This is a genomic window from Bradyrhizobium sp. SZCCHNS2022, assembly GCF_032377575.1.
GTDB lineage: Bacteria > Pseudomonadota > Alphaproteobacteria > Rhizobiales > Xanthobacteraceae > Bradyrhizobium > Bradyrhizobium aeschynomenes.
The window spans coordinates 7419251-7443147 of record NZ_JAUHHZ010000001.1; the positions used below are offsets into that span (position 1 = coordinate 7419251).

20 protein-coding genes are annotated in these 23897 nt (G+C 65.5%); 13 read left to right on the plus strand and 7 right to left on the minus strand.

The genetic code is table 11. From position 1 onward, the window contains the following. Positions 1 to 100 precede the first annotated feature (100 nt). Positions 101 to 550 (minus strand): cupin domain-containing protein, encoded by a 450-nt coding sequence (locus QXZ94_RS33095; RefSeq protein WP_315725551.1) that lies wholly within the window; start codon positions 548 to 550, stop codon positions 101 to 103. 133 nt (positions 551 to 683) lie between these two features. Between QXZ94_RS33095 and QXZ94_RS33100 the strand changes: the two genes are divergently transcribed. Then, entirely contained in the window at positions 684 to 1733 is a 1050-nt protein-coding gene (locus QXZ94_RS33100) for an AraC family transcriptional regulator (protein ID WP_315725554.1), read from the plus strand. Here the strand turns inward: QXZ94_RS33100 and QXZ94_RS33105 are convergent. Continuing rightward, positions 1723 to 2943, minus strand: a complete 1221-nt coding sequence (locus QXZ94_RS33105; RefSeq protein ID WP_315725556.1) for a polyhydroxyalkanoate depolymerase — start codon at positions 2941 to 2943, stop codon at positions 1723 to 1725. The two genes, QXZ94_RS33100 and QXZ94_RS33105, sit on opposite strands and share 11 nt — an antisense overlap. 195 nt (positions 2944 to 3138) lie before the next feature. Here QXZ94_RS33105 and QXZ94_RS33110 point away from each other — a divergent pair, with 195 nt between their 5' ends. The 3 genes from QXZ94_RS33110 (at position 3139) to QXZ94_RS33120 (ending at position 5365) form a co-directional block, all read left to right on the plus strand. Continuing rightward, a complete protein-coding gene (locus tag QXZ94_RS33110) occupies positions 3139 to 3792 on the plus strand; it encodes a glutathione S-transferase family protein (protein ID WP_315725557.1) in 654 nt (217 codons plus the stop codon). Between the two features lie 330 nt (positions 3793 to 4122). Further along, on the plus strand, positions 4123 to 4557 hold the full coding sequence (locus QXZ94_RS33115) for a cupin domain-containing protein (protein WP_315725558.1): 435 nt from the start codon (positions 4123 to 4125) through the stop codon (positions 4555 to 4557). A gap of 331 nt (positions 4558 to 4888) precedes the next feature. After that, entirely contained in the window at positions 4889 to 5365 is a 477-nt protein-coding gene (locus tag QXZ94_RS33120; protein ID WP_315725559.1) for an HXXEE domain-containing protein, read from the plus strand. Between the two features lie 23 nt (positions 5366 to 5388). Here the strand turns inward: QXZ94_RS33120 and QXZ94_RS33125 are convergent, their stop codons facing one another. Continuing rightward, the gene (locus QXZ94_RS33125; protein ID WP_172111136.1) at positions 5389 to 5661 is read right to left on the minus strand and encodes a hypothetical protein; all 273 of its coding nucleotides are present in this window, start codon (positions 5659 to 5661) and stop codon (positions 5389 to 5391) included. A gap of 134 nt (positions 5662 to 5795) precedes the next feature. Between QXZ94_RS33125 and QXZ94_RS33130 the strand changes: the two genes are divergently transcribed. The 5 genes from QXZ94_RS33130 (at position 5796) to QXZ94_RS33150 (ending at position 10581) form a co-directional block, all read left to right on the plus strand. Beyond that, a complete protein-coding gene (locus tag QXZ94_RS33130; protein WP_409998814.1) occupies positions 5796 to 6119 on the plus strand; it encodes a hypothetical protein in 324 nt (107 codons plus the stop codon). A gap of 86 nt (positions 6120 to 6205) precedes the next feature. Beyond that, positions 6206 to 7045: an AraC family transcriptional regulator gene (locus tag QXZ94_RS33135; protein ID WP_315725560.1), complete on the plus strand. Its 840-nt coding sequence runs from the start codon at positions 6206 to 6208 to the stop codon at positions 7043 to 7045. A gap of 175 nt (positions 7046 to 7220) precedes the next feature. Continuing rightward, positions 7221 to 8147 (plus strand): SMP-30/gluconolactonase/LRE family protein, encoded by a 927-nt coding sequence (locus tag QXZ94_RS33140; RefSeq protein ID WP_315725562.1) that lies wholly within the window; start codon positions 7221 to 7223, stop codon positions 8145 to 8147. A gap of 142 nt (positions 8148 to 8289) precedes the next feature. After that, a complete protein-coding gene (locus QXZ94_RS33145; protein WP_315725564.1) occupies positions 8290 to 8883 on the plus strand; it encodes a GNAT family protein in 594 nt (197 codons plus the stop codon). A 63-nt stretch (positions 8884 to 8946) separates the two neighbouring features. Next, positions 8947 to 10581, plus strand: a complete 1635-nt coding sequence (locus QXZ94_RS33150; protein WP_315725566.1) for a GMC family oxidoreductase — start codon at positions 8947 to 8949, stop codon at positions 10579 to 10581. Positions 10582 to 10893: 312 nt separating this feature from the next. Here QXZ94_RS33150 and QXZ94_RS33155 read toward each other — a convergent pair whose 3' ends face one another. Further along, entirely contained in the window at positions 10894 to 12039 is a 1146-nt protein-coding gene (locus QXZ94_RS33155) for an ABC transporter substrate-binding protein (protein ID WP_315725568.1), read from the minus strand. Positions 12040 to 12213: 174 nt separating this feature from the next. On the opposite strand from QXZ94_RS33155, the gene QXZ94_RS33160 reads away from it, so the two are divergent. Together QXZ94_RS33160 and QXZ94_RS33165 are read left to right on the plus strand one after the other, a co-directional pair. Further along, the gene (locus tag QXZ94_RS33160; RefSeq protein WP_315725571.1) at positions 12214 to 13005 is read left to right on the plus strand and encodes a helix-turn-helix transcriptional regulator; all 792 of its coding nucleotides are present in this window, start codon (positions 12214 to 12216) and stop codon (positions 13003 to 13005) included. A gap of 84 nt (positions 13006 to 13089) precedes the next feature. Continuing rightward, positions 13090 to 14268: a cytochrome P450 gene (locus tag QXZ94_RS33165; protein WP_315725573.1), complete on the plus strand. Its 1179-nt coding sequence runs from the start codon at positions 13090 to 13092 to the stop codon at positions 14266 to 14268. A 42-nt stretch (positions 14269 to 14310) separates the two neighbouring features. Here QXZ94_RS33165 and QXZ94_RS33170 read toward each other — a convergent pair whose 3' ends face one another. Continuing rightward, positions 14311 to 15990 carry a PAS domain-containing methyl-accepting chemotaxis protein gene (locus tag QXZ94_RS33170; protein WP_315725575.1) on the minus strand — a complete coding sequence of 560 codons (1680 nt, stop codon included), beginning with the start codon at positions 15988 to 15990 and terminating at the stop codon, positions 14311 to 14313. A gap of 325 nt (positions 15991 to 16315) precedes the next feature. Between QXZ94_RS33170 and QXZ94_RS33175 the strand changes: the two genes are divergently transcribed. Next, a complete protein-coding gene (locus QXZ94_RS33175) occupies positions 16316 to 17431 on the plus strand; it encodes a helix-turn-helix transcriptional regulator (protein ID WP_315726689.1) in 1116 nt (371 codons plus the stop codon). A gap of 801 nt (positions 17432 to 18232) precedes the next feature. Here QXZ94_RS33175 and QXZ94_RS33180 read toward each other — a convergent pair. Further along, positions 18233 to 19825 carry an ATP-binding protein gene (locus QXZ94_RS33180; protein ID WP_409998781.1) on the minus strand — a complete coding sequence of 531 codons (1593 nt, stop codon included), beginning with the start codon at positions 19823 to 19825 and terminating at the stop codon, positions 18233 to 18235. 243 nt (positions 19826 to 20068) lie between these two features. On the opposite strand from QXZ94_RS33180, the gene QXZ94_RS33185 reads away from it, so the two are divergent. Continuing rightward, complete coding sequence (locus QXZ94_RS33185; RefSeq protein ID WP_315725577.1) at positions 20069 to 22198, plus strand: phosphocholine-specific phospholipase C; 2130 nt, start codon at positions 20069 to 20071, stop codon at positions 22196 to 22198. Positions 22199 to 22246: 48 nt separating this feature from the next. Here the strand turns inward: QXZ94_RS33185 and QXZ94_RS33190 are convergent, their stop codons facing one another. After that, positions 22247 to 23758 carry an ATP-binding protein gene (locus tag QXZ94_RS33190; RefSeq protein WP_315725579.1) on the minus strand — a complete coding sequence of 504 codons (1512 nt, stop codon included), beginning with the start codon at positions 23756 to 23758 and terminating at the stop codon, positions 22247 to 22249. Positions 23759 to 23897 lie beyond the last annotated feature (139 nt).

Here is a 23897-nt window from a genome sequence, read left to right on the forward strand (position 1 = left end):
CAAGCCAAGCACCCGCTCATCCCGCAGGGCGTGCAGGGCCGATCGCGCTCACCGCGCGCCGCATTGCAATGATGAGCTTGTGCGTCCGGCGTCGTCGCGCCTAGTCGTTGGCCTCAGGCGGGAGGAAATTGACTTCGTGTTCGGCAGAGATCCGCACCACCTCGGCCGGGTCGGCAAGATTGTCCAGCATGTTGAACAACGCCTCCAGCTTCTGCATCGGCGAGACCCAGAACAGCGCCCGTGCAGGCTTGTCCGATTTGTTGAAGTAGCCATGCGGAATGCCGCGCGGCATGCGCACGAGATCGCCGGCATGCGCCTTCACCCAGGCGCCGTCGAGCTTGAGGTCGAGCACGCCCTCCTGCACCAGGATGAACTCGTCCTGGGTGGGATGAACGTGCACCGGCACGAACTGGCCGGGATCGCTGTTGGTCTCGAAGGCGAAGGTGGAGTCGGTGACGGCCTTGGGGAAGTAGAGCTGACCCAGGATGTTCCAGGTCTTGCCGGCATAGCCGGTGCCGGCGCGCGTGATGCCTTTTTCCAGTGTGGTCATGGCGGATCTCCTTGCTGCACACGAGGCGAGGATCGAGCAGGTCGCGACGACAAGTCTATCCAGAAAACGAATCCCTCGACGCCAGATGCTAATTATTATAGGTTTCAAATGATTTCGACGGACGATGTGAGCCATGACTGCCGATGCAGCCATCGATCGTAGTTGGAAGCTGCCCGCAGCGCCGCGGCTGGCGGCCTATGGTCGTGTTGCAACGCACGATGTCGATGAAGCCGCTGAACAAATAGGACGCATCTTCTGTCCGCACGGGTTGCAGCCGAAGGCCGAGACTGCGCGCGATTTCCTCGCGCTGCATAATTGTGCGGCATTCGATGGCTTCTCCATCAACTATGTCACCTATGGCGGCGTCGTCACCATCGATCCCGGCTGCCTCGATCGCTTCTTCCTGGTTCAGCTCCCATTCGCAGGGGCAGCAAGCATCCGCACGGCCGCGCGCGAAATTGCAACGGGTCCGGATTGTGCAGCCTCCTTGCTGTCGCCGACATTGCCGACGCGCATGGTGTGGGACAATTGCGCGCAGCTGATCCTGCTGCTGAACCGCGATCTTGTGGAGCAGCGCGCTGCGGCGCTGTCCGGGCGTGCGGTGCAGCCGGTCGAGTTCGAGCCCGCGATCGCGCTGTCGACGCTTCACGGTTCGCGCCTGCGGGCCCACATGCTCGCGCTCACGGACCTCGCCGAGGGCCTGGGAGGAGAGCGCAGGCGGCCCGCCGCGATGGCCGCCAATTGGCGAGAGACGCTATTGGACATTCTGCTCGAGCACCCGAGCAACGGGCTGTCGGAGGCGATCAGACGTCATTCCGGCCGGATCGAGACGCTGCCGGGCGCTGTGCGCAGGGCTCGCGATCTGCTCGATACGCAGGCCGCCGAGCCGCTCGATCTGTCCCAACTCGCCGCCGCGGCGGGCATCGGCATCCGTGCGCTGCAAGGCGGCTTCCGCCGTCATTTCGGCATGTCGATCTCCGACATGCTGCTCGACATCCGGCTCGCCCGGTTGAACGCGCAACTGATGACGGCGGCGCCCGAGGCACGGATCATCGATCTCGCCTTCGAACTCGGCTTCACCCATCTCGGCCGGATGGCGGGCGCCTATCGCGACAAGTTCGGCGAGACGCCGTCAGCGACGCTGCAACGGGCGCAGCGCCGTCGCGGTCGGCTCACGAATTGACGTGCACGAAATCCCGCAGCAGCGGGTAGATCTCGTTATTCCACTTCTTGCCGCTGAACACGCCGTAATGGCCGACGCCGGCCTGCATGTGATGCACGCGGCGATAGGCCCGCACATTGGTGCAGATGTCCTGCGCAGCGAGCGTCTGGCCGATCGAGCAGATGTCGTCGCGCTCGCCTTCGACGGTCATCAGGCCGATCCGCCGCACGGCCTTCGGATCGACCGGCCGGCCGCGGTGCATCAGTTTGCCCTGCGGCAGCAGATGCTCCTGAAACACGTCGCGCACGGTCTCGATGTAGAACTCGGCCGGCAGGTCCATGACCGCGAAATACTCGTCGTAGAACGTCTTGATGGTCTCGGCCTTCTCGACCTCGCCCTTGGCGAGATGGTTGGCGAGATCCATGTGCTGCTTGACGTGGCGTTCGAGATTCATCGACACGAAGGCCGTCAGCTGCACGAAGCCCGGATACACTTTGCGGAAGGCGCCCGTGCACTGAAAGGGCACGTAGTGGATCAGATTGTTCTCGAACCAATCGATCGGCTTGCTCTTGGCGAACTCGTTGACCTTGGTCGGCTGCAGCCTGGTGTCGATCGGTCCAGCCATCAGGGTCAAGGTCGCCGGCCGTGAGGGGTGGTTGTCCTCGCACATCACCGCGGTGGCTGCGAGCGCGGACACCGACGGCTGGCAGATCGCGACCATGTGCGGACGCGGACCGAGCTGGCCGAGGAAGGTGATGAGATGATCGGTGTAATCTTCCAGTCCGAAGCGGCCGTGATCGCGCGGGATGTCGCGCGGATTGTGCCAGTCGGTGATGTAGACGTCATGGTCCTGCAGCAGCGTCTTCACCGTGCCGCGCAACAGCGTTGCGAAATGGCCCGACATCGGCGCCACCAGCAGGACCTTGGGCTGGTCCGCCGCGCCGTCCTTCTTGAAGTGCAGCAGTGAGCCGAACGGCGTCTTGAACGTCACCTCCTCGGTGACGCCAAGCTCGCGGTTGCCGACCATCACGCTGTCGATCCCATAGGCCGGCCGCGCATAGGTCAGCGCCGAGCGCGAGATCAGCTCGAGGGCCGCCGACAGCCGCCGCATGGCGCGGCTGGAGAGCCCCGACGGGATCAGGTTGAGATAGCGCAATGCGGCCGCGGCGCCCTGGCGCCAGGGCTCGGTCAGGTCCATGTGATTCTGGTAGGCTTGGTACAGCAGCGCCATTTGGTCCCGTCCGTCACTCCAAAGTCATGCATGCAATATCGAAGCCAGAGGCGGGGAGTCTTGCCTCAAAAACTGGCATGTCGCTTGCTGCGTGAAATCATTGGAGTATCCGGCTCCGGACCCGATCCTGAGCCGGCGGGGCAGCCGCACGTCGGACGGCGGCCGAATGACAAGCGACAAAGAGGGCAGGGCGATATGGCCAAAGCGACGTTGACCATCAGCAGCAAGAACTACTCGTCATGGTCGCTGCGCGGCTGGCTGCTCGCCAGGTTTGCCGGGCTCGATTTCGACGAGGTGATCGTCGGGCCCGACGATGCCTCCGCACGGGCCGAGATCCTGCTGCTGTCGTCGTCGATCCTGGTGCCGTGCCTGCGGCACGATGGAGCGACGGTCTGGGATACGCTCGCGATCGGGGAATATCTCAACGAGACGTTCCCGGACGCCGGCCTGTTGCCCGCCGAGCGCATCCAGCGCGCGCATTGCCGCTCGATTTCGGGGGAAATTCATTCCGGCTTCACCACCTTGCGGGCCTCGCTCCCGGTCAATCTCAAGGGGCATTTCCCCGGCTTCAAGGTGTGGACCCGTGCCCAGGCCGACATTGATCGCATCTGGGCGATCTGGCGCGACTGCCTGGACAAGTCGGGCGGCCCATTCCTGTTCGGTCAGCGCGGCATGGCGGATGCGATGTACGCACCGGTGGTGACGCGCTTCGTCACCTATGACGTGAAGCTCGAGCCGCAGCTGAAGGCCTATGCCGATCTGGTCATGGCAATGCCGGAGATGCGCGAATGGATCGAGGCGGCCAAGGCCGAGCCGGAGGAGATCGAGGAGCTCGAGGTGGAGTATTAGCAACGGTGCGGGTTCGCGCGGCCGCGTGACTGCATCGCAACGGCTCAGGGGAGCGGCAGGCGCTGCCCAATTTGAAGCCGCATGGCAGCCTCTCATGCTCTATCCCCGCGTGGCCTTGCGCGTCGTCACGCGCGCGGCCGGCGTCAAAAATCGGTTGTTAACAATCAGTTCGGATTGCGACGACGGTTCTGGCGGCCTGATTCGTGCGCTGCCCGCAGGGCGTGGCGCGGTTTTCGCATAGCAAAACGAGCTTTCGAGCGTGGTGGCCGCTGTGGCCGATCGATGGGCCGCAACGGTTGCCGATGCCGCGATCAACCGGTGGAGGCCGTCATGAACCAGCATGCTGTGGTGACCAAGTTCTCGCACGTGAAGCCCGAGGACACCGACTACAAAGGCGGTGGCTTGCGCGACTTCTTCCTCTATCGCGATCTCGGGATTGCCGACGCCACCGGCGGACAGGTGATCTGCCACCTCGTCAAGGCCAATCCCGATTGTCCGCCGGTCGACGGCACCGGCTGGCACCGGCACGATTGCGACTTCCAGATCGTCATCATGATGAAGGGCTGGGCGCGCTTCATGTATGAGGACAAGCCGACCTTGGTGAAGGCCGGCGACGTGGTGCATCAGCGCCCGGGGATCACGCACTATCTCTACGACTATTCTCCTGACATGGAATATATGGAGATCGTCAGCCCGGCCGATTTCAAGACGGTCGAGATGCCGCCGGCGACCGACAAGGTGCCGCCCGTAACGCCCTGGACGTGAGCAGGCCTGCGCCCACAACCGTTCGGCCCAGCCGTTAACTCCCTGCCATCCGGTCGCCGTCCGCGGCCGGATGCACCGTCTCAGGATCTCGTGGGTGACCGGCCGCGAGGCCGATATGTAGCCGTGAACGGGCGGCGTACCTGGCGCGCAGTCCGATTCGGACGCGATTCGTTCAGGGCGCGTTCCAGAGATTAAGGCGGCAACCCAGCACCGTCACGTTTTGAAACAACGTCGGCTCCGATGCGGCGGTGGTCCGCTGTGACCTTGCAGCACGCGACGCTAGGACGACTCGTCCCGCGCCGGTACACAGCGGGCGAGGGGGAAATCGATCATGACACTGACCACATTGGCCTGGCTCGCATTGGCCGCCTATGGCGCGCACATCCTCGAGGAATACACCTTCGATTGGCGAAACTGGGCGCGTGCGGTGATGAAGCTGCCGGTCGAGTGGAGCGATTTCTACGTGACCAACGCCCTCGTCGTCGTGCTCGGCGCGGTGCAGGCAGAGCTCGCGGCGACATGGCCCCTGGCACCGCTCGCCTATGCCGCGCTGATGATCATCAACGCGGTGTTCTTTCACGTGCTGCCATTCGTGCGGAGCGGCGGCCGATTCTCTCCGGGCCTGGCGACGGCGCTGGTGCTGTTCTGTCCCGTCGCGATCGCAATGTGGCGGCGGGCGTGGAGTGACGGAGTGATCGATGGCGCGACGGCGGTTGCTGCAATCGTGGCCGGCGCGCTGCTAATGGCCTATCCCGTCGTCATGCTCAATCTGCGTTCAAAACCATATTTTCGGCAAGACCGGCCCTGAGCGGAACTCAGGGCCCGGTGTGATCAATAAGACGAAGCGCGATCAGCAACGAAGCTCGCCTGCATGCGCCGCCCGTTGCGCTCGTCGAAACGCGCGCGCGGAAAGCGCCAGCCGATGACGGTGGCTTCGAGCGCGCCGCCGGATTCCTTGTTGTGCCATTTGCCATCAATGTAGAAACAGGGGAACGGCAGCTGATAGGTGCCGCTGTGATCCTCGCACAGCACCTCGACCGTCTGTCCGGGCGGCGGCTCACCGCTGCCGTCGAATTGCGCCAGCCGTTTTTCGCGCGTAGCCATTCTGTCCATCTCCCTAAAAACGGGTCCCGGCCCGAACTTCAATGCGCGATTGAGGTCTCAGTATGGTATCATTCTGGAAACAGCATCAGTTCCACGCAAAATCATGTGTTTGGCAAGCCAATGAGAAAATTGTGATGCGAATCATCGTTGCCGCACGAATCCTGTTTGCCGTGAGTGTGCTCGCAATGTGCATGGGCTCTGCCGGACATGCGCAGGATATTCCCGGCATCGAGATCTGCACCGCCGAAAAAGCGATGGACCGGCGGACATCATGTCTGCAGAGCAACATCGACTTCCTGCAGAAGACGATGACCAAGCAGTCGCTCGATCAGCAGCAGAAGCTCGATGCGGCCAATCGGCAGATCCAGGCGTTGAAGGCGGCCTTGATATCGCAGCAAGGTGCGATCGACGAGCTGAAGAAGAAGGCCGATGCGTCGGCAAAGCCCGCGGGCAAATAGCAGGCATCTGCCGGTTCGACAGCAACAATTGTCAAGCGCCGCGGGCGCCGGTCGTGCACGATCGGCTGCTTCGTCCGGAGAGATGAGTGTCCAACAACCCGGCCCAGAAGGCGCTCTGGTATATCGAGAGTCATCTGTCGGCGCCGATGTCGCTCGACGACATCGCCGGCATTGCCGGCGTGTCGCGCTTCCACATCGTGCGTGCCTTCGCGGCCGCGACCGGCGTATCGGTGATGCGCTATGTCCGGCTGCGCCGTCTCAGCGAGGCGGCACGGGCCTTGGCCGGCGGCGCGCCCGACATTCTCGGTCTGGCGCTGGAAGCGGACTACGGCTCCCACGAAGCATTCACGCGCGCGTTCCGCGATCAGTTCGGCGTCACGCCGGAAGCGGTCCGCGCCCATGCACGCCTCGATGGCCTCGCATTGCAGGAGCCGATCCTCATGGACCAGACACCGCTCGATGATCTCGCCGCGCCGCGCTTCGTCACCGCCGAGCCGCTGCTTGTCGCCGGCCTTGGCGACCGCTTCACGTTCGAAAACGGCGCTGGCATTCCGGCGCTGTGGCGCCGCTTCAATGAGATCACGCAAGAGGTTCCGGCGCGGCGCGGCGCGGTGGCTTACGGTGTCTGCTGCAACGGCGACGATGCCGGCAATTTCGACTATGTCGCGGGCGTCGAGGTGGCCGATTTTTCCGACCTGCCGCGGACGTTCAGCCGCGTGCGGGTTCCGGCCGCGACGTTCGCCGTGTTCACCCATGCCGGCCACATCTCGTCGATCCGCCGCACCGTGCATACGATCTGGAATCGCTGGCTGCCGCAGTCGGGCTATGAGGTCGCCGACGCGCCGAACTTCGAGCGCTACGATCAGCGCTTCGACCCGCTCACCGGCGATGGCGGACTGGAAATCTGGCTGCCGGTGATCCGCTGAACCGGCGCGCCAAACGCCGCTCACTTGCGTCGACACGCTGCAAGCGTCTTTCGCAGCAGGGCTGCTCTGCGGTCCCGCGGCCGGCCGCTTGCTTGGCAAGCCGGGCCGGCTTTGCGATAACCTTCCGCATAACAACAATGCGCCGCATCGCGGCAGACAAGCGGGAGGCCGTCAGATGTCCAACATGCGCGTGCTCGCCACCGATCTGGAATTTCCGGAAGGGCCCGTCGTGATGCCCGACGGCTCGGTGGTGCTGGTCGAGATCCGCGGCAAGCGCCTGACGCGGGTGTTTCCGGACGGCCGCAAGGAGATCGTCGCGCAGATTCCGGGCGGGCCGAATGGCGCTGCGCTCGGGCCCGACGGCAAGATCTACATCTGCAACAATGGCGGCTTCTCCTGGATTCCGACCGGCAAGATGATCATGCCGGGCCCCCAGCCCGCGGATTATCTCGGCGGCTCGATCCAAACAGTCGATCTGCAGAGCGGCAAGGTCGAGACCGTCGTGAGCCGCTGCGGCGAGCATGAGCTGCGCGGGCCGAACGACCTCGTGTTCGACCGTCAGGGCGGCCTGTGGTTCTCCGACCTCGGCAAGCGCCGAGCCCGCGACATGGATGTCGGTGCGTTCTATTATCTCAGGCCCGGCATGACCGAGATCGTCGAGGCCGTGCACGGCATCCTGCCGGCCAACGGCATCGGCCTGTCGCCGGATGAGAAGACCGTCTACATCGCGGAGACGCCGACCGCGCGGCTCTGGGCCTATGACGTGCCGGAGCCCGGCACGGTGAAGCCGCGCGACGTGATCTATCGCGGCGAGCGCGGCCGGCCGATCTGCGGCCTCGGCGGTTACCAGATGTTCGATTCGCTCGCGGTGGAGGCCAACGGCAATGTCTGCGTGGCAACGCTGGTGTCCGGCTGCATCAGCGTCATCGCGCCGGATGGCACCCTGGTCGAGCAGGTCCCGACCGGCGACCGCGTCACGACCAACATCGCCTTCGGCGGTCCCGAATTGAAGACCGCCTACATCACGCTCTCCGGCAAGGGCGAGCTGGTGGCGATGGACTGGCCGCGGCCGGGCCTGCCGCTGAATTTTCTGAACAAGTGACGCGTCGCGTGATAGTGCCGTCATTGCGAGCGAAGCGCTTCGCATCCTCCGTCGTTCCGGGGCGATGCGAAGCATCGAACCCGGAATCTCGAGATGCCGGGTTCGCTTGTTTCACTCGCGCCCCGGAATGACGGAGTCTTTGATGCCCTTTCTCGAACCGGTCACCCTCCGCGGCACGCACGCCAGCCTCGTGCCGCTCTCGCAGGACCACCACGACGCGCTGGTCGAGGCCGTCCGCGACGGCGAATTGTGGAACCTGTGGTACACCGCAGTTCCGAAACCCGAGACCATGGCCAAGGAGATCGAGCGCCGGCTTGGCCTGTTCGCCGCCGGCAGCATGCTGCCGTTCACGGTGCTCGACGCCGATGGCAAGGTCGCCGGCATGACCACCTACATGAACGTCGATGCCGCCAACCGCCGCGTCGAGATCGGCTCGACCTGGTACGCGAAGCGGGTGCAGCGCAGCGCGCTCAACACGCAGTGCAAGCGGCTGTTGCTGGCGCAGGCCTTCGAGGCGATGGATTGCATCGCCGTCGAGTTTCGCACGCATTTCTTCAACCACCAGAGCCGCCGCGCCATCGAGCGGCTCGGCGCCAAGCAGGACGGCATCCTGCGCAGCCACCAGATCGCGCCGAACGGCACGCTGCGGGATACCGTCGTCTACAGCATCACTGCGGCCGAATGGCCGACGGTGCGGGCGCATCTCGACTACCAGTTGAATGACAAGCCGCGCTGATCGCGCTATGGCCGCCTGGCCGCGTCATGCGGCAGGCATGACGAGACCGGGACGACAGACGAGATGGATAATTTCGACTATGTGATCGTGGGCGCCGGCTCGGCCGGCTGCGTGATCGCCAACCGCCTCAGCGAGGACCCCTCGGTCAGCGTCTGCGTGCTGGAGGCGGGCCCGCGCGACTGGCACCCCTACATCCATCTGCCGGCCGGCTTCATCAAGACCTTCTACATGAAGAGCATCAACTGGGGCTACCAGCAGGAGCCGGGGCCCTACACCGCCGGCCGCAGCATCTATGCGCCGCGCGGCAAGACCCTCGGCGGCTCCTCATCGATCAACGGCCATGTCTACAATCGCGGCCAGAGCCAGGATTTCGACACCTGGGCGCAGATGGGCAATCGCGGCTGGAGCTATTCCGACGTGCTGCCGCACTTTCGGCGCATGGAGAAGCGCATCGGCGCCGGCGACGAGCAGTATCGCGGCCGCGACGGCAGCCTCGAAGTCACCACCATGGAGTGGAAGGACACGCTGTGCGAGGCCTTCATGGACGGCGCGGTCTCGCTCGGCATCCCGCGCAATCCCGACTACAACGGCGCCATCCAGGAGGGCGTGTCCTACGTCCAGCGCACCATCCAGAACGGCCGCCGCGTGTCGTCGGCGACCGCGTTCCTCAAGCCCGCCAGCAAGCGGCCGAACGTCGAGATCCGCACCCACGCCCATGCCACCGGCATCATGCTCGAAGGCAAGCGCGCGGTCGGCGTGCGCTACAGCCGCGGCGGACGCGGCGGCGTGCCGGTCGAAGTGCGCGCGCGCAAAGAGGTGATCCTGTCCGGCGGCGCCTACAACTCGCCGCAGCTGCTGCAGCTCTCCGGCATCGGCGCGCCCGAGCTGTTGCAGGAGCACGGCATCGAGGTGCGCCATGCGCTGCGCAGCGTCGGCGAGGGCTTGCAGGATCACTACGCGCCGCGCACGGTCGCGCGCGTCAAGAACATCAAGACCATCAACGAGCTCGCGCGCGGCCTCAATCTGTGGGGCGAGGCGCTGAAATGGGCGGTGACGCGCAAGGGCATCCTGTCGCTGTCGCCGACCATGGTCTATTGCTTCTGGCATTCCGGCGAGACCGCGGAGAGCTCCGACCTGCAGCTCACCTTCACGCCCGCGAGCTACAAGGAGGGCGTGCAGGGCCAGCTCGAGGACGAACCCGGCATGACGGTCGCGTCCTGGCAGCAGCGCCCGGAGAGCCGCGGCTACGTCCGCATCCGCTCCGCCGACCCGTTCGCGCCGCCGCTGATCCAGACCAACTATCTCACCGCCGAGCTCGACCGCCGCGTCATCGTCGCCGGCATGAAGCTGGCGCGCCGGCTCTTGGCCTCGGGCCCCCTCGCGCCGTACTACGCCTATGAGGATTTCCCGGGCCCGAAGGTGAACAGCGACGACGAGTTCCTCGCCGCCGCCATCCAGCGCGCCACGACGACGTTCCATCCCGGCTGCACCTGCCGCATGGGCCCGGCCGATTCCACCTGGGCCACCGTCGACGACCAGCTCCGCGTCCACGGCCTCCAGGGCCTCCGCGTCGCCGACGCCTCGATCATGCCGCGCATGATCTCCGCCAACCTCAACGCCGCGACCTTGATGATCGGCGACAAGGCGGCGGATTTGATTCTGGGCAAGGCGAACGCGGGGGAGCGGCTGTCGGCGTAAGGCGGCGGACGCTCAGCTCAGCGGCAGTTCTATCGGGTGCTTTTCTGCCAGCGGGATACGAGCGCTCACGAAGTACGCGGTGCGCTCCCTCTCCCCGTTCTTACGGGGAGAGGGAGGGGGTGAGGGGCAGCGACACGGGTGGTGCTGCTGAGGCCCGACTCATGAGTCCGATAGAGCGAATATGTAGCTTCGTATGTGCCATGCCCCTCACCCGGATTGCTGCGCAATCCGACCTCTCCCCGCAAAGAGCGGGGAGAGGTTTGCACCGCCTGTTTGGAGAGAAGCTGCGCCCACCCGGGTAAAGGCCAGCACCTACTTCACCAGCCTGAACCTCCCGCCCTCGACCTTGATCAGGAACGCCGAGCGCTCGTCATAGCCGTTGTGGTCGGTTGGGCTCATGTTGGAGAGGCCGTTATTGAGGTAGACGTCCTTGCCGCGCTCCAGTTCGTCGCGCAGCGCGGCGCGGAATTCCGGCGTGCCTGGCTTGGCCGCCTTCAGCGCGCCGGGAATGGCGCCCTTGAGCAGGGTCGCGGTGTCCCACAGATGCGCGGCAAAAATGTTGGGCTTGTCGCCATTGGCGGCCTGATAGGCGGAGACGAACGCATCGTTGGCGCGGCGGAACGGGTCCTCGGGCGCGAGATCTTCGGCGATCGAGAACGCCTCGCCGGCGAAGATCGCGCCCTCGACATTCTCCTTGCCGAGCTTGATGAACTCCTGCGTCGCGACGCCATGGGTCTGGAAGATCTTGCCGGCATAGCCGCGCTCGCGCAGCGCCTGCTGCGGCAGCACCGCAGGCGTGCCGGCCGAGGCGATGAACACCGCGTCCGGGTTGGTCGCGATCACCTTCAGGGCCTGGCCGGCGGCGCTGGTGTCGCCGCGCGCATAGACCTCGTGCGTGGTCACGGTGATGCCGAGCTTCGGCGCCAGCTTGCTCACCTCCTGATAGTAGCCCTCGCCATAGCCGTCGGAGACGCCGATGAAGCCCAGCGTCTTGACGCCGCTCTTCGCGATGTATTTCAGCATCGCCGCCGCCATGATGTCGTCATTGGGCACGACCTTGAACGCCCATTTGCGCTTGTCGTCCATCGGTTGCACGATCGCCGTGGACGCCGCCAGCGACAGCAGCGGCGTGCGTGACTCCAGCGCGACGTCCAGCATCGGCATGGTGACCGGCGTCAGCGACGAGCCGATGATGACGTCGACGCCGTCCTGGATGACGAGGCGGCGCGCGTTCTGCAGGCCCTTCACGCTGTCGGACTCGTCGTCGAGCGCGATGTAGATGATCTTCTCGCCGCCGATCTCCTTCGGCAGCGCGGCGACCGCCTTGATCTGCGGCTGGCCGAGCGCCGAGCCGGGGCCGGTTGCGGACACCACGATACCGACCTTGATGTCGGCCCGCGCCGGCGCGCCGAGCGCCAGCATGGCAGCCATCCCGAGCGCAGTGAGTACGGCTCTCATCGCGATATCCTCCCCGTGAGCGTGCCCGGCGCGTTGATCGGCCGCGACTTCAGCCGCCAAACCTAGCCGCGCCGCGGCCGCGCGTCTGTCCCCGTGGTTGGTGACGCCGGGCGGCCTTTCAGGCAATGGCCGTTGCTGCTAGGCTGGAGCAAACGAGAGGTCGGGGAGAACACCATGGAGGCTATGACGCCGGGGGGCGATGCGACGGGCGCTGTCAGCGCCATGGTGCTCGCCATCGGCCAGCAATCGTTTCCAGAGGTCTTGATCGAGAGGCTGCGCGCCATCGCCGGTGTCGGCCATTGCATGGTGTTCACCTTCGAGAACCAGCACTCGGCGCGCTGCCTGCTCAGCACCGGCAACATCGCGATCGGCCCCGACCTCGGCGCCGCCTATTCGCAGCATTTCCACACCGCCGATCCGAACCGCGAGGCGATCTTCGGCCAGCGCGCGCAGGCCCGTCACATCCTGCTGCCCAACTTCGCACGCCGCATGTATCCGCGGGGCTATCGCAAGCTGTTCTTCGAGGATTCCGAGATCGTCGACAAGGCGGCGACCGCGATCTGGGTCGGCGATCACTGTACCTATGTGAATTTCTATCGCACGGCGGCGCAGGGCGGCTTCGCCCCCGACGAGCGGCAGCGCATCACGGCAGTCGCCCCGCTCGTCGCGGCCATCGTCGCGCGGCACTGCCAGGCGCATGCGGCCGCAACGGACCCGGCCGACAAGCTCGCCTCACTCTTTGCGAGCGGCGGCCCGCTGTCGGTGTTGACGCCGCGCGAGAAGGATGTCTGCCGGCGCATCCTCGAAGGCTTCACCTCGGAGGCGATCGCCGGTGATCTCGGCATCGCGTTGAACTCTGTCTTCACGTATCGCAAGCGCGCCTATGAGAAGCTCGGCATCGCCTCGCAGAACGAGCTGTTCGCGATCGCGCTGCGGCTGATGGCGGCGCCAAAGCCGCTGAACTGAGCGCGCCGCAGGCTGTCACCCATCATCGGGACAGACGCCGCCCGCGCGTGCAGCTAGCATGCGGCGTCCGACCGGAGGCCGAATGTGAGCACCGCACCCCATTTCGATATCGATCCGGCCGCGTTCTGGGCCGATCCCTATCCGGCGCTGGCGCGGATGCGCAAGGAGGCGCCGATCGCCTTCGTGCCGCAACTCGGCAGCACGCTGCTGTGCCGGCGCGACGACATCTTCGTCTCCGAGAAGCAGATCGAGGTGTTCAGCTCGCACCAGCCACAGGGGTTGATGAACCGGCTGATGGGCCACAACATGATGCGCAAGGACGGCGCCGCGCATATGGCCGAGCGCCAGGCGATCGCGCCAGCGGTGTCGCCGCGTGCGGTGCGCGTGCACTGGCTGGCGCAGTTCCAGGCTCAGGCCGACCGGTTGACCGACGCGCTCGATCCGGCGGCGGATGTCGATCTCGTCCGCGATTTCGCGCTGCCGTTCTCGGCCGAATGCCTGAAGCTGATCACCGGCCTCACCAACATGCGCTTCCAGGACATGAACGCGTGGTCGCAGGCGATGATCGACGGCATCGCCAACTACACCGGCGATCCCCAGGTCGAGGCGCGCTGCAACGCCGCCACCTCAGGCATCGACGCCGCGATCGACGACATGCTGCCGGTGCTGGAAAAGACCCCGAACCAGAGCCTGCTCGGCGTCATGCTGGCCGTGGGCATGCCGATGGAGAGCATCCGCGCCAACATCAAGCTCGCGATCTCCGGCGGCCAGAACGAGCCGCGCGATGCGATCGCCGGCACGGTGTGGGCGCTGCTGACGCATCCGGAGCAGCTTGCGCTCGCCATGAATGGCGAGGTGCGCTGGCTGCAGGTGTTCGAGGAATTCGCCCGCTGGATCTCGCCGATCGGCATGTCGCCCCGGCGCATCGCCAAGCCCTGGAGGATCCGCGACGTCGCCTTCGAACCGGAGGAGCGCGTGTTCCTGATGTTCGGCTCGGCCAACCGCGACGAGGCGCATTTCGCCGAGCCCGACCGCTTCGACATCCGGCGCGACGTCTCCAAGAGCATCGCCTTCGGCGCCGGCCCGCATTTCTGCGCCGGAGCCTGGGCGTCGCGCGCGATGATCGCCGACGTCGCCTTGCCGACGCTGTTCGCGCGGCTCGAGAACCTGCGGCTGCGCGATACCGAGCCGGTGCGCATCGGCGGCTGGGCCTTTCGCGGCCTGCTCAATCTGCCGGTGACCTGGGACGCGACGCAGGGGTGATCCTCGCCGCCGTCCCGGCGGGAAACGGCCCGCTCAGGCAGCTTACGCCCTGCCTGCTGCGATCGCCTGCGCCTCTGCGGCTGCGCGCTGCATGCTGGACGACATTTCGCCGGTGACCGTGCTCTGCTCCTCGACAGCAGCGGCGGTCGAGGTGACGTATTCGCTGACGTTCTGAATCTCGACCTTGATCGCGTTCAGCGCATTCACGACCTCGCTGGAAATCCCGTTCAGTCCGGCGATCTCGGCCCCGATCTTGTCGGTGGCGGACTTCGCCTGCGTGGCGAGATTCTTGACCTCCGACGCGACCACGGCAAAGCCGCGGCCGGCATCGCCGGCCCGCGCCGATTCGATGGTGGCATTGAGCGCCAGCAGGTTGATCTGCCCGGTGATGTTGCCGATCAGTTCGACGATGCCGCTCATCGCCTGTGTCGCCTCGCTGAGGCGCTTGGCCTGCGAATCGGCGGAGGCCACCCGGTCGGCCGCGCCCATTGCCGTCTCGCGCGACTTCGTCATGGCCTCGGAAATCTCGCGCACCGAGGCGTTCAACTCCTCGGCACCCGCGGCGACGGACTCCATCATGCCGCGGACGCGCTCATTGCCCATTCGCGTCAGCACCTGCCTGGTGACGTCGGTGGCGTATTTCACGACCTTGAATGGCTTGCCGTTGAGGTCGAGGATCGGATTGTAGGAGGCCTGAATCCAGACCTCGCGACCGCCCTTTCCGATCCGCTTGTATTCCGCGGCCTGATATTCTCCGCGGTTCAGGGCGGCCCAGAAGTTGCGATAGGCCGTACTGTCGCGCTCCGACGGATCGACGAACATCGAATGATGGCGGCCCTTGATCTCGGACAGCGTATAGCCGAGCGCCTGCAGGAAATTGTCGTTGGCGTTGATGACGGTGCCGTCCAGTTCGAACTCGATCACGGCCTGCGATTTGCTGATGGCGGCGATCTGTCCGGCGAGATCGGCATTCCGAAGCTTCTGGGCGGTCACGTCGGTGGCGAACTTGACGACCTTGAAGGGCTTTCCGTTCTGATCGAACACCGGATTATAGGACGCCTGGATCCATACCTCTTTGCCGCCCTTTCCGATCCGCTTGTATTCCGCGGCCTGGTATTCGCCGCGATTCAGGGCAGCCCAGAACTCGCGGTAGGCCGCGCTGTCGCGCTCCTCCGGCGGAACGAACATGCTATGATGTTTGCCCTGGACTTCCGGCAGGCTGTAGCCCAGCGCATTCAGGAAATTATCGTTGGCGGTGACGATGGTGCCATCCAGGTTGAATTCGATCACGGCCTGTGATCGGCCGATGGCCGCGACCTGAGCGCTGTAGTCGAGGTTCTGCAGCCGCACGCTGGCGTCGGACCACTCGACGACCGTTCCTGCGCGCGATCCATCCGGATTTTTCAAGGGCTGCGCGACCAGATCGAACGTCCACTTGCCGATCTTGATGGTGGCGCGGTGTTCGGAGGTGAGGGCCTGCAGCATGCGTCGCTGGTGGCTCGGATCCTTGTGGAAGACGTCGATGTTGGTGCCGATGAGTGCGTCGACACGGAAGTGCGGCAACTGCGTCTTGAGATCGGCCTCGGCCCCGCGCAACAGCTCCATCACCGCGTCGTTCATGTAGACGATGTTGAGCTTGTCGTCAGCGACCATCACCCTTGCGGTGATCGCGTTTGCGGCCAGGGCGGCCATGGCTGCGGCGTTGTTCTTGCGGCCAAACATGATGGTCTCCTGTGATGGAAGTCACGTCAGCGATGAGCAGGTGATCAAGATCACGCGATGGTTGCCATGATCCGGAGACGGCGCCGGCTGCGATCGTCCTGAACTCGATGACTCCCGTAGAATTCCGGGGTTCTGTTCAATCTAACAGGTCTTCAGTAAGATTCGGTTAGGCGGCAATCTGCAGCGATTGTTCTGATTGTGCAGGAACCGCCGCGTCGCGTCCGCCCGGATGGATCGAGTGTCGCAGGGCCGGCTTGCCTTAGGTCAATTTCGAGATTGTCCTTGCAGCTATGCTCCATGACGATTGGATGCTATCGGCTTGGACATGCCAGGGAAGGAAATTGCCGAAATCATCGCGTTGCCGAGGGTGTTTCTGGATAGCCTCGGCATCGGCATCTCGATCGTCGACAGTTCGACGGGACATATCCTGTTTGCGAATGCCGAATGCTGCCGGATCCTCGGATACCCGCTGGAGCAGCTCAGGACCGGCGAACTGACCTTCATCGATCTGACCCATCCGGAGGATCGGGAGGGCAACCGGCTGCAGCACGACAAGCTGGTTACAGGCGAGGTCGCGAGCTATCAGCTCGACAAGCGCTACCTTCGTCAGGACGGAAGCGTCGTGTGGGGACGCGTGATCGTCAACCCGATCAGAGACGCCAGCGGCTGCATGAAATGGTTCTGCGCCGTGGTCGAGGACATCACGGCGACCAAGATCCTGGAGCAACAGCTTGCAGCCGCGGAGAAGCTTGCTGGGCTGTCGACCTTCAACCTGATCGTCGACACGGACGATTCCAAGGAAGAGTTTCCGTCGGCGCCGTCATCGTCGGTGCGCGACATGTTGTGCCGCGTGCATCCGGAGGATCGAAACGGGCTCGAGCAGGCGATCGGTCGCGCGATCATGAAGCGAACCGGCTACACGCGCGACTACCGGGTTCTGACCAAAGATGGTGCGATGCGCTGGGTCCGCGGCATGGCGACCTCCGTCTACAGCCCGTCCGACGGACGAACCCGCCTCGTCGGCGCGACGATTGACGTCACCACCGATCATCTCGGTGGCGAGAACCACATGCCCGAGTCCATTCGCAAGATCCTGGATCACATCGAGACGAACTGGGATCAGAAGATCTCGATCGAGCAGCTTGCGGCGCGCTACGGCGTCAGCCCCCGCACGGTCTACCAGTACTTTGCGAAGAACGGCATGTCCCTGGCCGAGAAGATCAAGCTGACACGCATGCAACATGCGCGCCGCATGCTGTACGATGCGAAAGCAGGGGATACGGTGACTTCGATCGCCTTGCGATGCTGCTTCAGCAATCCGGGGCATTTCGCCAGGGAGTATCGAAAGATCTATGGTGAGACGCCATCGGAAAGCCTGAGGCAGGCGTCATTGCGGCCGGCGTCGCACGACGATCCGGCCGTTGCTCCATCGATCCGTTAGGCGCCAGCCGGCCTTCACGAGGCCACGTCCGGAGGAGCACTGGTCGGATGTGCCCGACGGGCAATCCTCGCATGCGCGCCATGCGCCGATTGCCCGTCGTGTTAGTTTGTCGCGGACCGATCCCTTGCGTCGTCGGGCAAATCAGGTCGATTGTTCCGGCCAACCCGCCTCGTGCAGAGGGACGTACGCGTCGTCACGAACGTTGAGGTGGGCTGCGATGGACGTGACGGCTGCGCCAGACGAGCGTAGTCGGCACGGACGGCGAAGTCGTGTGGTCCTGGCCTCTCGACGCTGAGGTCAAGTCTGCGTTGTTGCTTATGGGCACGCGCGGGCGATGGGGGCAAGAAAGCCGATCCCCAGGGAGAGCACGAAGGACACCGTAAAGCCATCGCGCGGGGAAGGCCGGGTCTGTCCGGCTGTACCTGTGGTACCTGCCGCCTGCATTCTTTTGAGCAGGCGGGCCACGGGCCTCAGCCGAGGTCCGGCCTTCCTCGCGCCCTCTCATTGTTCAAGAGGGACAAGACGGATGCATCACCCGGGCTTTGTGGGCCGCGGGAAGGCGATGCTTTGTCCCAATGCCTGCCATGTGATGGAAGGCGCCGACCAGGATCTCCACTGTCGTCCCGGCCTTGCGCCGGGACCCATAACCCCAGGGTGATGTTTGAGGCACGGCGGTGGATACAGCTCTCCCAGCCACGACCGACTGTGGCTATGGGTCCCGGCGCAAGGCCGGGACGACACCGAATGCGACGCCCGAGCCGGGCAAACGAGACATCGATCGACGCCGCCGTCGCGGCTAGCCTACGCTTCCAGCGCCGTCCTGATCATGCGCGCGAGATCGGCGCTGACATATGGCTTCGCGAGCAGCAGCACGTCGGCATCGAGGCGGCCGTGATGCACGATCGCATTCTCGGTGTAGCCCGACGTGTACAGCACCTTCAGGCCTGGACGCCGCCGCTCGGCCTCGATGGCGAGCTGACGGCCGTTCATGCCGCCGGGAATGATGACGTCGGTGAACAACAGGTCGATGCGCTCCTTCGCGTCGATCAGCGCGAGGCCTTCCGCGGCGTTGCTCGCGGCGAGCGTGCGATAGCCGAGCCGGCGCACCTGGGCGACGACGTAGTCGCGCACCAGCGCGTCGTCCTCGACGATCAGGATGGTTTCGTCCGCGCGCGCCATCGCCGGCCGCGTCGTGTCCGCGACGACCGCCTCCGGCGCGCTGGTGGCACGCGGCAGATACAGCTTCACCGTGGTGCCGTGACCTTGCTCGCTGTAGATCTTGACGTGGCCGTTGGACTGCTTGACGAAGCCATAGACCATGCTCAGCCCGAGGCCCGAGCCCTTGCCGACGTCCTTGGTGGTGAAGAACGGCTCGAACACCTTGTCGATCAACTGGGCCGCAATGCCCTCGCCGGTGTCGCTGACCGCGATCAGGACATAGCTGCCGGGTTTGGCTTCGCGGTTCAATTGCGCATAGTCGTCGTCGAGCGTGACGTTCTTGGTCTCCAGCGTGAGCTTGCCGCCGTCGGGCATGGCGTCGCGCGCATTGAGCGCGAGGTTGAGGATCGCGGTCGAGAGCTGGCTCGGATCGATCAGCGCCGGCGCGCTGTCGTGGCTGAGCATCGATTCGATCTCGATCTGCTCGCCCAGCGTCGGCCGCAGCAGGCGCGCCGCGTCGACCACGAGCGCGTTGATGTCGGTGGCGCGCGGCTGCAGCGGCTGGCGGCGCGAGAAGGCGAGGAGGTGCCGGGTCAGGTCGGCGCCGCGCTCGGCTGCGGCGCTGATCATGCTGGCGATGCCGGCGAGCTGCGGCTTGTCCTTGACTGCATCGGCGAGGATCTCGATCGTGCCGGTGATGACCGTCAGGATGTTGTTGAAGTCGTGCGCGACGCCGCCGGTGAGTTGGCCGATCGCCTCCATCTTCTGCGCCTGGCGGACCTGGGCCTCGTTCGCTTCGATCTCCTGGAACCGCTGCACCATCGCCTCGGCGGCGCGGCGCTGCCGGATCTCTTCTTCCAATCGTTCGTAGGCCTTCTGCAGCACGATGCGCGTCGGCAGCACCAGGATCTGGCGCAGCATCCTGACCATGGCCACGATGACCACGACCGAGATCACGGCGAGAAGCGCATAGACGAGGCTCTCGACTCTCGCGTCCGACATCCAGAGATCGAGGATCGCGAGCAGACGCGTCAGGCCGAACAGCGCCACGAACACCCCGAGCGCAGCCAGGACGCCGCGGAACATGACCTCCTTCCAGCGCCGCCACAGGTACAGAGCGATGACGGTGGAGATCGTGAAGAAGGCGCACGCGATGATCGCGTTGGACACGACATACAGCCAGAACCATCCCGGCGCCTCCGGCAGGCCGGCCGCTTGCACCGTCAATGTCGGCATTTGCAAACCATCCTCAACAATGCACCGCGTTGGCCCCGAGGCCAGCCCGGCCTCTGGTCGTCTCAAACCGAAAGGATCATTCAGCTTTTCACCTCCGGCGCAAGGGCAATGGCGCCTCGGCGGAATGCCGTTCCCGGGGCTGCTGTCAAACCCGTGCCACACATCCTTAACCGCCCGGTCACGCGGCTGTTAACGCCGCCACCTAAGCCGCTCGACACCGTCATCACCTGTGGAGTGAACGAGATGTCGAACACGATCGCGCACAACCGGCGCGAGTTCTTGCGCCTGCTCGGAGCCTCGGCTGCAACCGCAGCTCTCAGTCAGAGCATCGAGCGCGCGCATGCCATTCCCGCTTTCCATCGGCATGGCAGCATCAAGGACGTCGAGCACATCGTGGTGCTGATGCAGGAGAACCGCGCTTTCGATCATTACTTCGGCGCGATGCGCGGCGTGCGCGGCTTCAACGACCCGCGCGCCGTGAAGCTGCCGAACGGCAATCCGGTCTGGCAGCAGCCGAACGGCACCGGATCGGTGATGCCGTTCCGCGTCGACAACGCCGGTCAGGTCTATGTCGAGGACGTGGCGCACGGCTGGAACGACGGCCAGAAGGCCTGGAACAACGGCAACTACGACAAGTGGATCGCCAACAAGGGCACCACGACGATGACCTGCATGAACCGGCAGGACCTGCCCTGGCACTACGCGCTCGCCGATGCGTTCACGGTGTGCGACCAGTACTTCTGCTCGGTCATGGGGCCGACTGATCCCAACCGCTATTATCTGTGGACCGGCTGGGACGGCAATGACGGCAAGAATGGCGGCCCGGTCATCACCAATGCCGAGGCCGGCTACGACTGGACCACGTTCCCGGAGCGGCTGGAGAAGGCCGGCATCTCCTGGAAGGTCTATCAGGATATCGGCGTCGGCCTCACCGCGGCTGGCTACTGGGGCTGGACCGAGAATCCGTGGATCGGCAATTACGGCGACAACTCGCTGTTGTACTTCCACCAGTACCAGAATTCACAGCCGGGCAGCCCGCTATACGAGAAGGCGCTACGCGGCAGCAACATCGCCAAGGGCGGCACCTTCGACAACCTGTTCGACGGGCTTCGCAACGACGTCCGCAACGGCACGCTGCCGCAGGTGTCGTGGATCGCAGCCCCGGAGGCGTTCAGCGAGCATCCGAACTGGCTGCCCGGACCAGGCGCCTGGTACATTTCCAAGGTGCTCGACATCCTGACGTCGAATCCGGAGCTGTGGAGCAAGACCGCGCTGATCATCAACTACGACGAAGGCGGCGGCTTCTTCGACCACGTCGTCGGTCCGTATCCGGCGATGTCGCAGGCCTGGGGCCAGTCGACCGTCGACGTCAGCACGGACCTCTTCGCCGGCGATGGCAGCCACTTGGCCGGTCCCTACGGTCTCGGCGTGCGCGTGCCGATGCTGGTGGTGTCGCCGTGGTCGCGCGGCGGCTTCGTGTGCTCCGAAGTGTTCGACCACACCTCGGTGATCCGCTTCATCGAGCGCCGCTTCCATCACAAGGCGCCGGATCTGTTCGAGACCAACATCCCGGCGTGGCGGCGCGCGGTGTGCGGCGATCTCACCTCGGCGTTCAACTTCACCTCGCCGAACGAAGGCATGGCGCCGCTGCCGAGCACGGCCGGCTACAAGCCGCCGGTGGCCGACATCACTTCGGGCGCGCGCTTCGACGACTATCATCCGGTGCCGCCGGCCAAGCAGGTGTTGCCGCAGCAGGAGCCCGGGATTCGCCCGGCACGCGCGCTGCCGTATGACCTCCGCGTCGACGGCGATGCGGATGCGGCGCGCAAAAAGTTCGGGATCCGCTTCGTCAATCCGGGGCAGGCGGGCGTCTGCTTCCACGTCCGCTCCGGCAACACCGCGACCGGACCGTGGAGCTACACGGTCGAAGCGGGCAAGTCGCTGAACGGCGTGTGGGACCTCGCCGCCAGCGCCGGCCAGTATGATCTGTCGGTGTACGGCCCGAACGGCTTCTACCGGCACTTCAAGGGCGGCGTCGTCTCGACGTCGGCGCTGGTCGACGTCGACACCGTTCACATGTGCGACTGGGACGAGGGAGACGATGCCCGCAGCCTCGCGGTGGCGCTCACCAACAAGGGCGCGAGCTGCGTGGTGACGCTGACCGACAACTACACGGGACGCAGCGATCGGCATCGCCTGCAGCGCGGCCAGCGCCTGGAGACCAAGGTGCGGCTGCGCCAGACCCATGGCTGGTACGACCTGACGGTGACGGCGGACAGCGACGCCAATTTCAACTGGCAGCTCGCGGGCCACGTCGAGAACGGCCGGCCCAGCATCAGCGATCCGGCGATGGGCAAGATCGCCGCGAGCTGATCGCGGACAATATGAACGCGATGCGCCCGGAGCGATCCGGGCGCATCGTCAGGACGAAGAGGTGACGAGCGACTGATCGGCGTCGTCGGCGTTGGGATCACCGGGCGCGGTGGCCCAGGCGAGTTCGACCAGGGTGACGATGCGGCGGCCGGCGCCGTCGAGCTGGCAGACGATCAGGCCCTGGTCCTCGATATAGGTCAGCAGCCGCTGCGCCCGGCGCAGCGAGTGCGAGCCGTAGGCGCGCGCGATCGCGGCATCGCTCGGGCAGGGACGGCCGTCCTTGGCGGCGCGGGCGAGCATCATGAACACGCCCTGCATGTCCTCAGGGAGCAGCGAGGCGCGCAAGGTGACGTCCTGCCAGCCGGCATCGTCGGACGCCGCGTCGTTGCCGAGCCCGGCGCGGGCGCGGGTGAGCATGCGGCGGAATTCGTTGAGGTCGGGCACCGCCGTGCCCAGCCCCTCGATGCGGCAGCGGACGACGAACTCCTGGTAGAGCACGCCGACGGCGCGGAAGCCGGCGTCGGGCTCGGCCAGCACGGCGCGCAGCACGCGCTCGACGCGGGCGCGGCGCTCGGCGAGCTCCTCTTCGCTCACCTCGGGCGGCGGCGGCTCGGGACGAAACTCCAACGCGGCGGACTTGGCCGCCATGAGCTGGTCGAGCAGCTCGGGCTGCGGCTTGCGCTGCGGCCGCGGGTTGGTCTCGGGCGGCGGCGCGGCAAGGATGACCGAGCGGGCGTCCTCGAGCGAGGCCTCCGGCAGCGGCATCAGCCGCGGCGTCGCATTGCGCGGCTTGGTGTCGGTCGGACCGATGCGCAGGCCCAGCGGCCGGCGCGACAACGCGGGTCCCAGTGCCATGAACTGGCCGCGCTCGAGGTCGCGGAAGGCCTCCGCCTGGCGGCGCTCCATGCCGAGCAGGTCGGCGGCGCGCGCCATGTCGATGTCGAGGAAGGTGCGGCCCATCAGAAAGTTCGAGGCCTCGGCCGCGACGTTCTTGGCGAGCTTCGCCAACCTTTGTGTCGCGATCACCCCCGCCAGCCCGCGCTTGCGGCCGCGGCACATCAGATTGGTCATGGCGCCGAGCGAGGCCTTGCGGGCCTCGTCCGAGACTTCGCCGGCGACGGCCGGGGCGAACAGCTGGGCTTCGTCGACCACGACCAGCATCGGATACCAATGGTCGCGCGAGATCTCGAACAGGCCGTTGAGAAACGCCGCTGCGCGGCGCATCTGGTTCTCGGCGTCGAGACCTTCGAGATTGAGCACCGTGGAAACGCGGTGGATGCGGGCCCGCTCGCCGGCGACCTGCAGGGCCCGCTCGGTGTGGTCCTCGGCCTCGATGACGAGATGGCCGAATCGCTCGGCGAGCGTGACGAAGTCGCCCTCGGGGTCGATGATGGTCTGCTGCACCCAGGGCGCGCTCTGCTCCAGCAGCCGCCGCAACAGATGCGACTTGCCGGAGCCGGAATTGCCCTGCACGAGCAGCCGCGTCGCCAGGAGTTCTTCGAGGTCGAGCGCTGCAGGCGATCCCGCCGCCGTCTGCCCCATCTCGATTGCAACGGTCATGTGCCCCGACTCAAACGCGCTTCCCGCAGAGGCTGGCGCTTAACAAGCCCGGACCGATGCGTCGAGCCTTCGTGCGGGCTTGTCCCAGATTCACCATCGGCTGTGGATGATTTCTGCAGGGAACTTCGAGGCTGCGGCG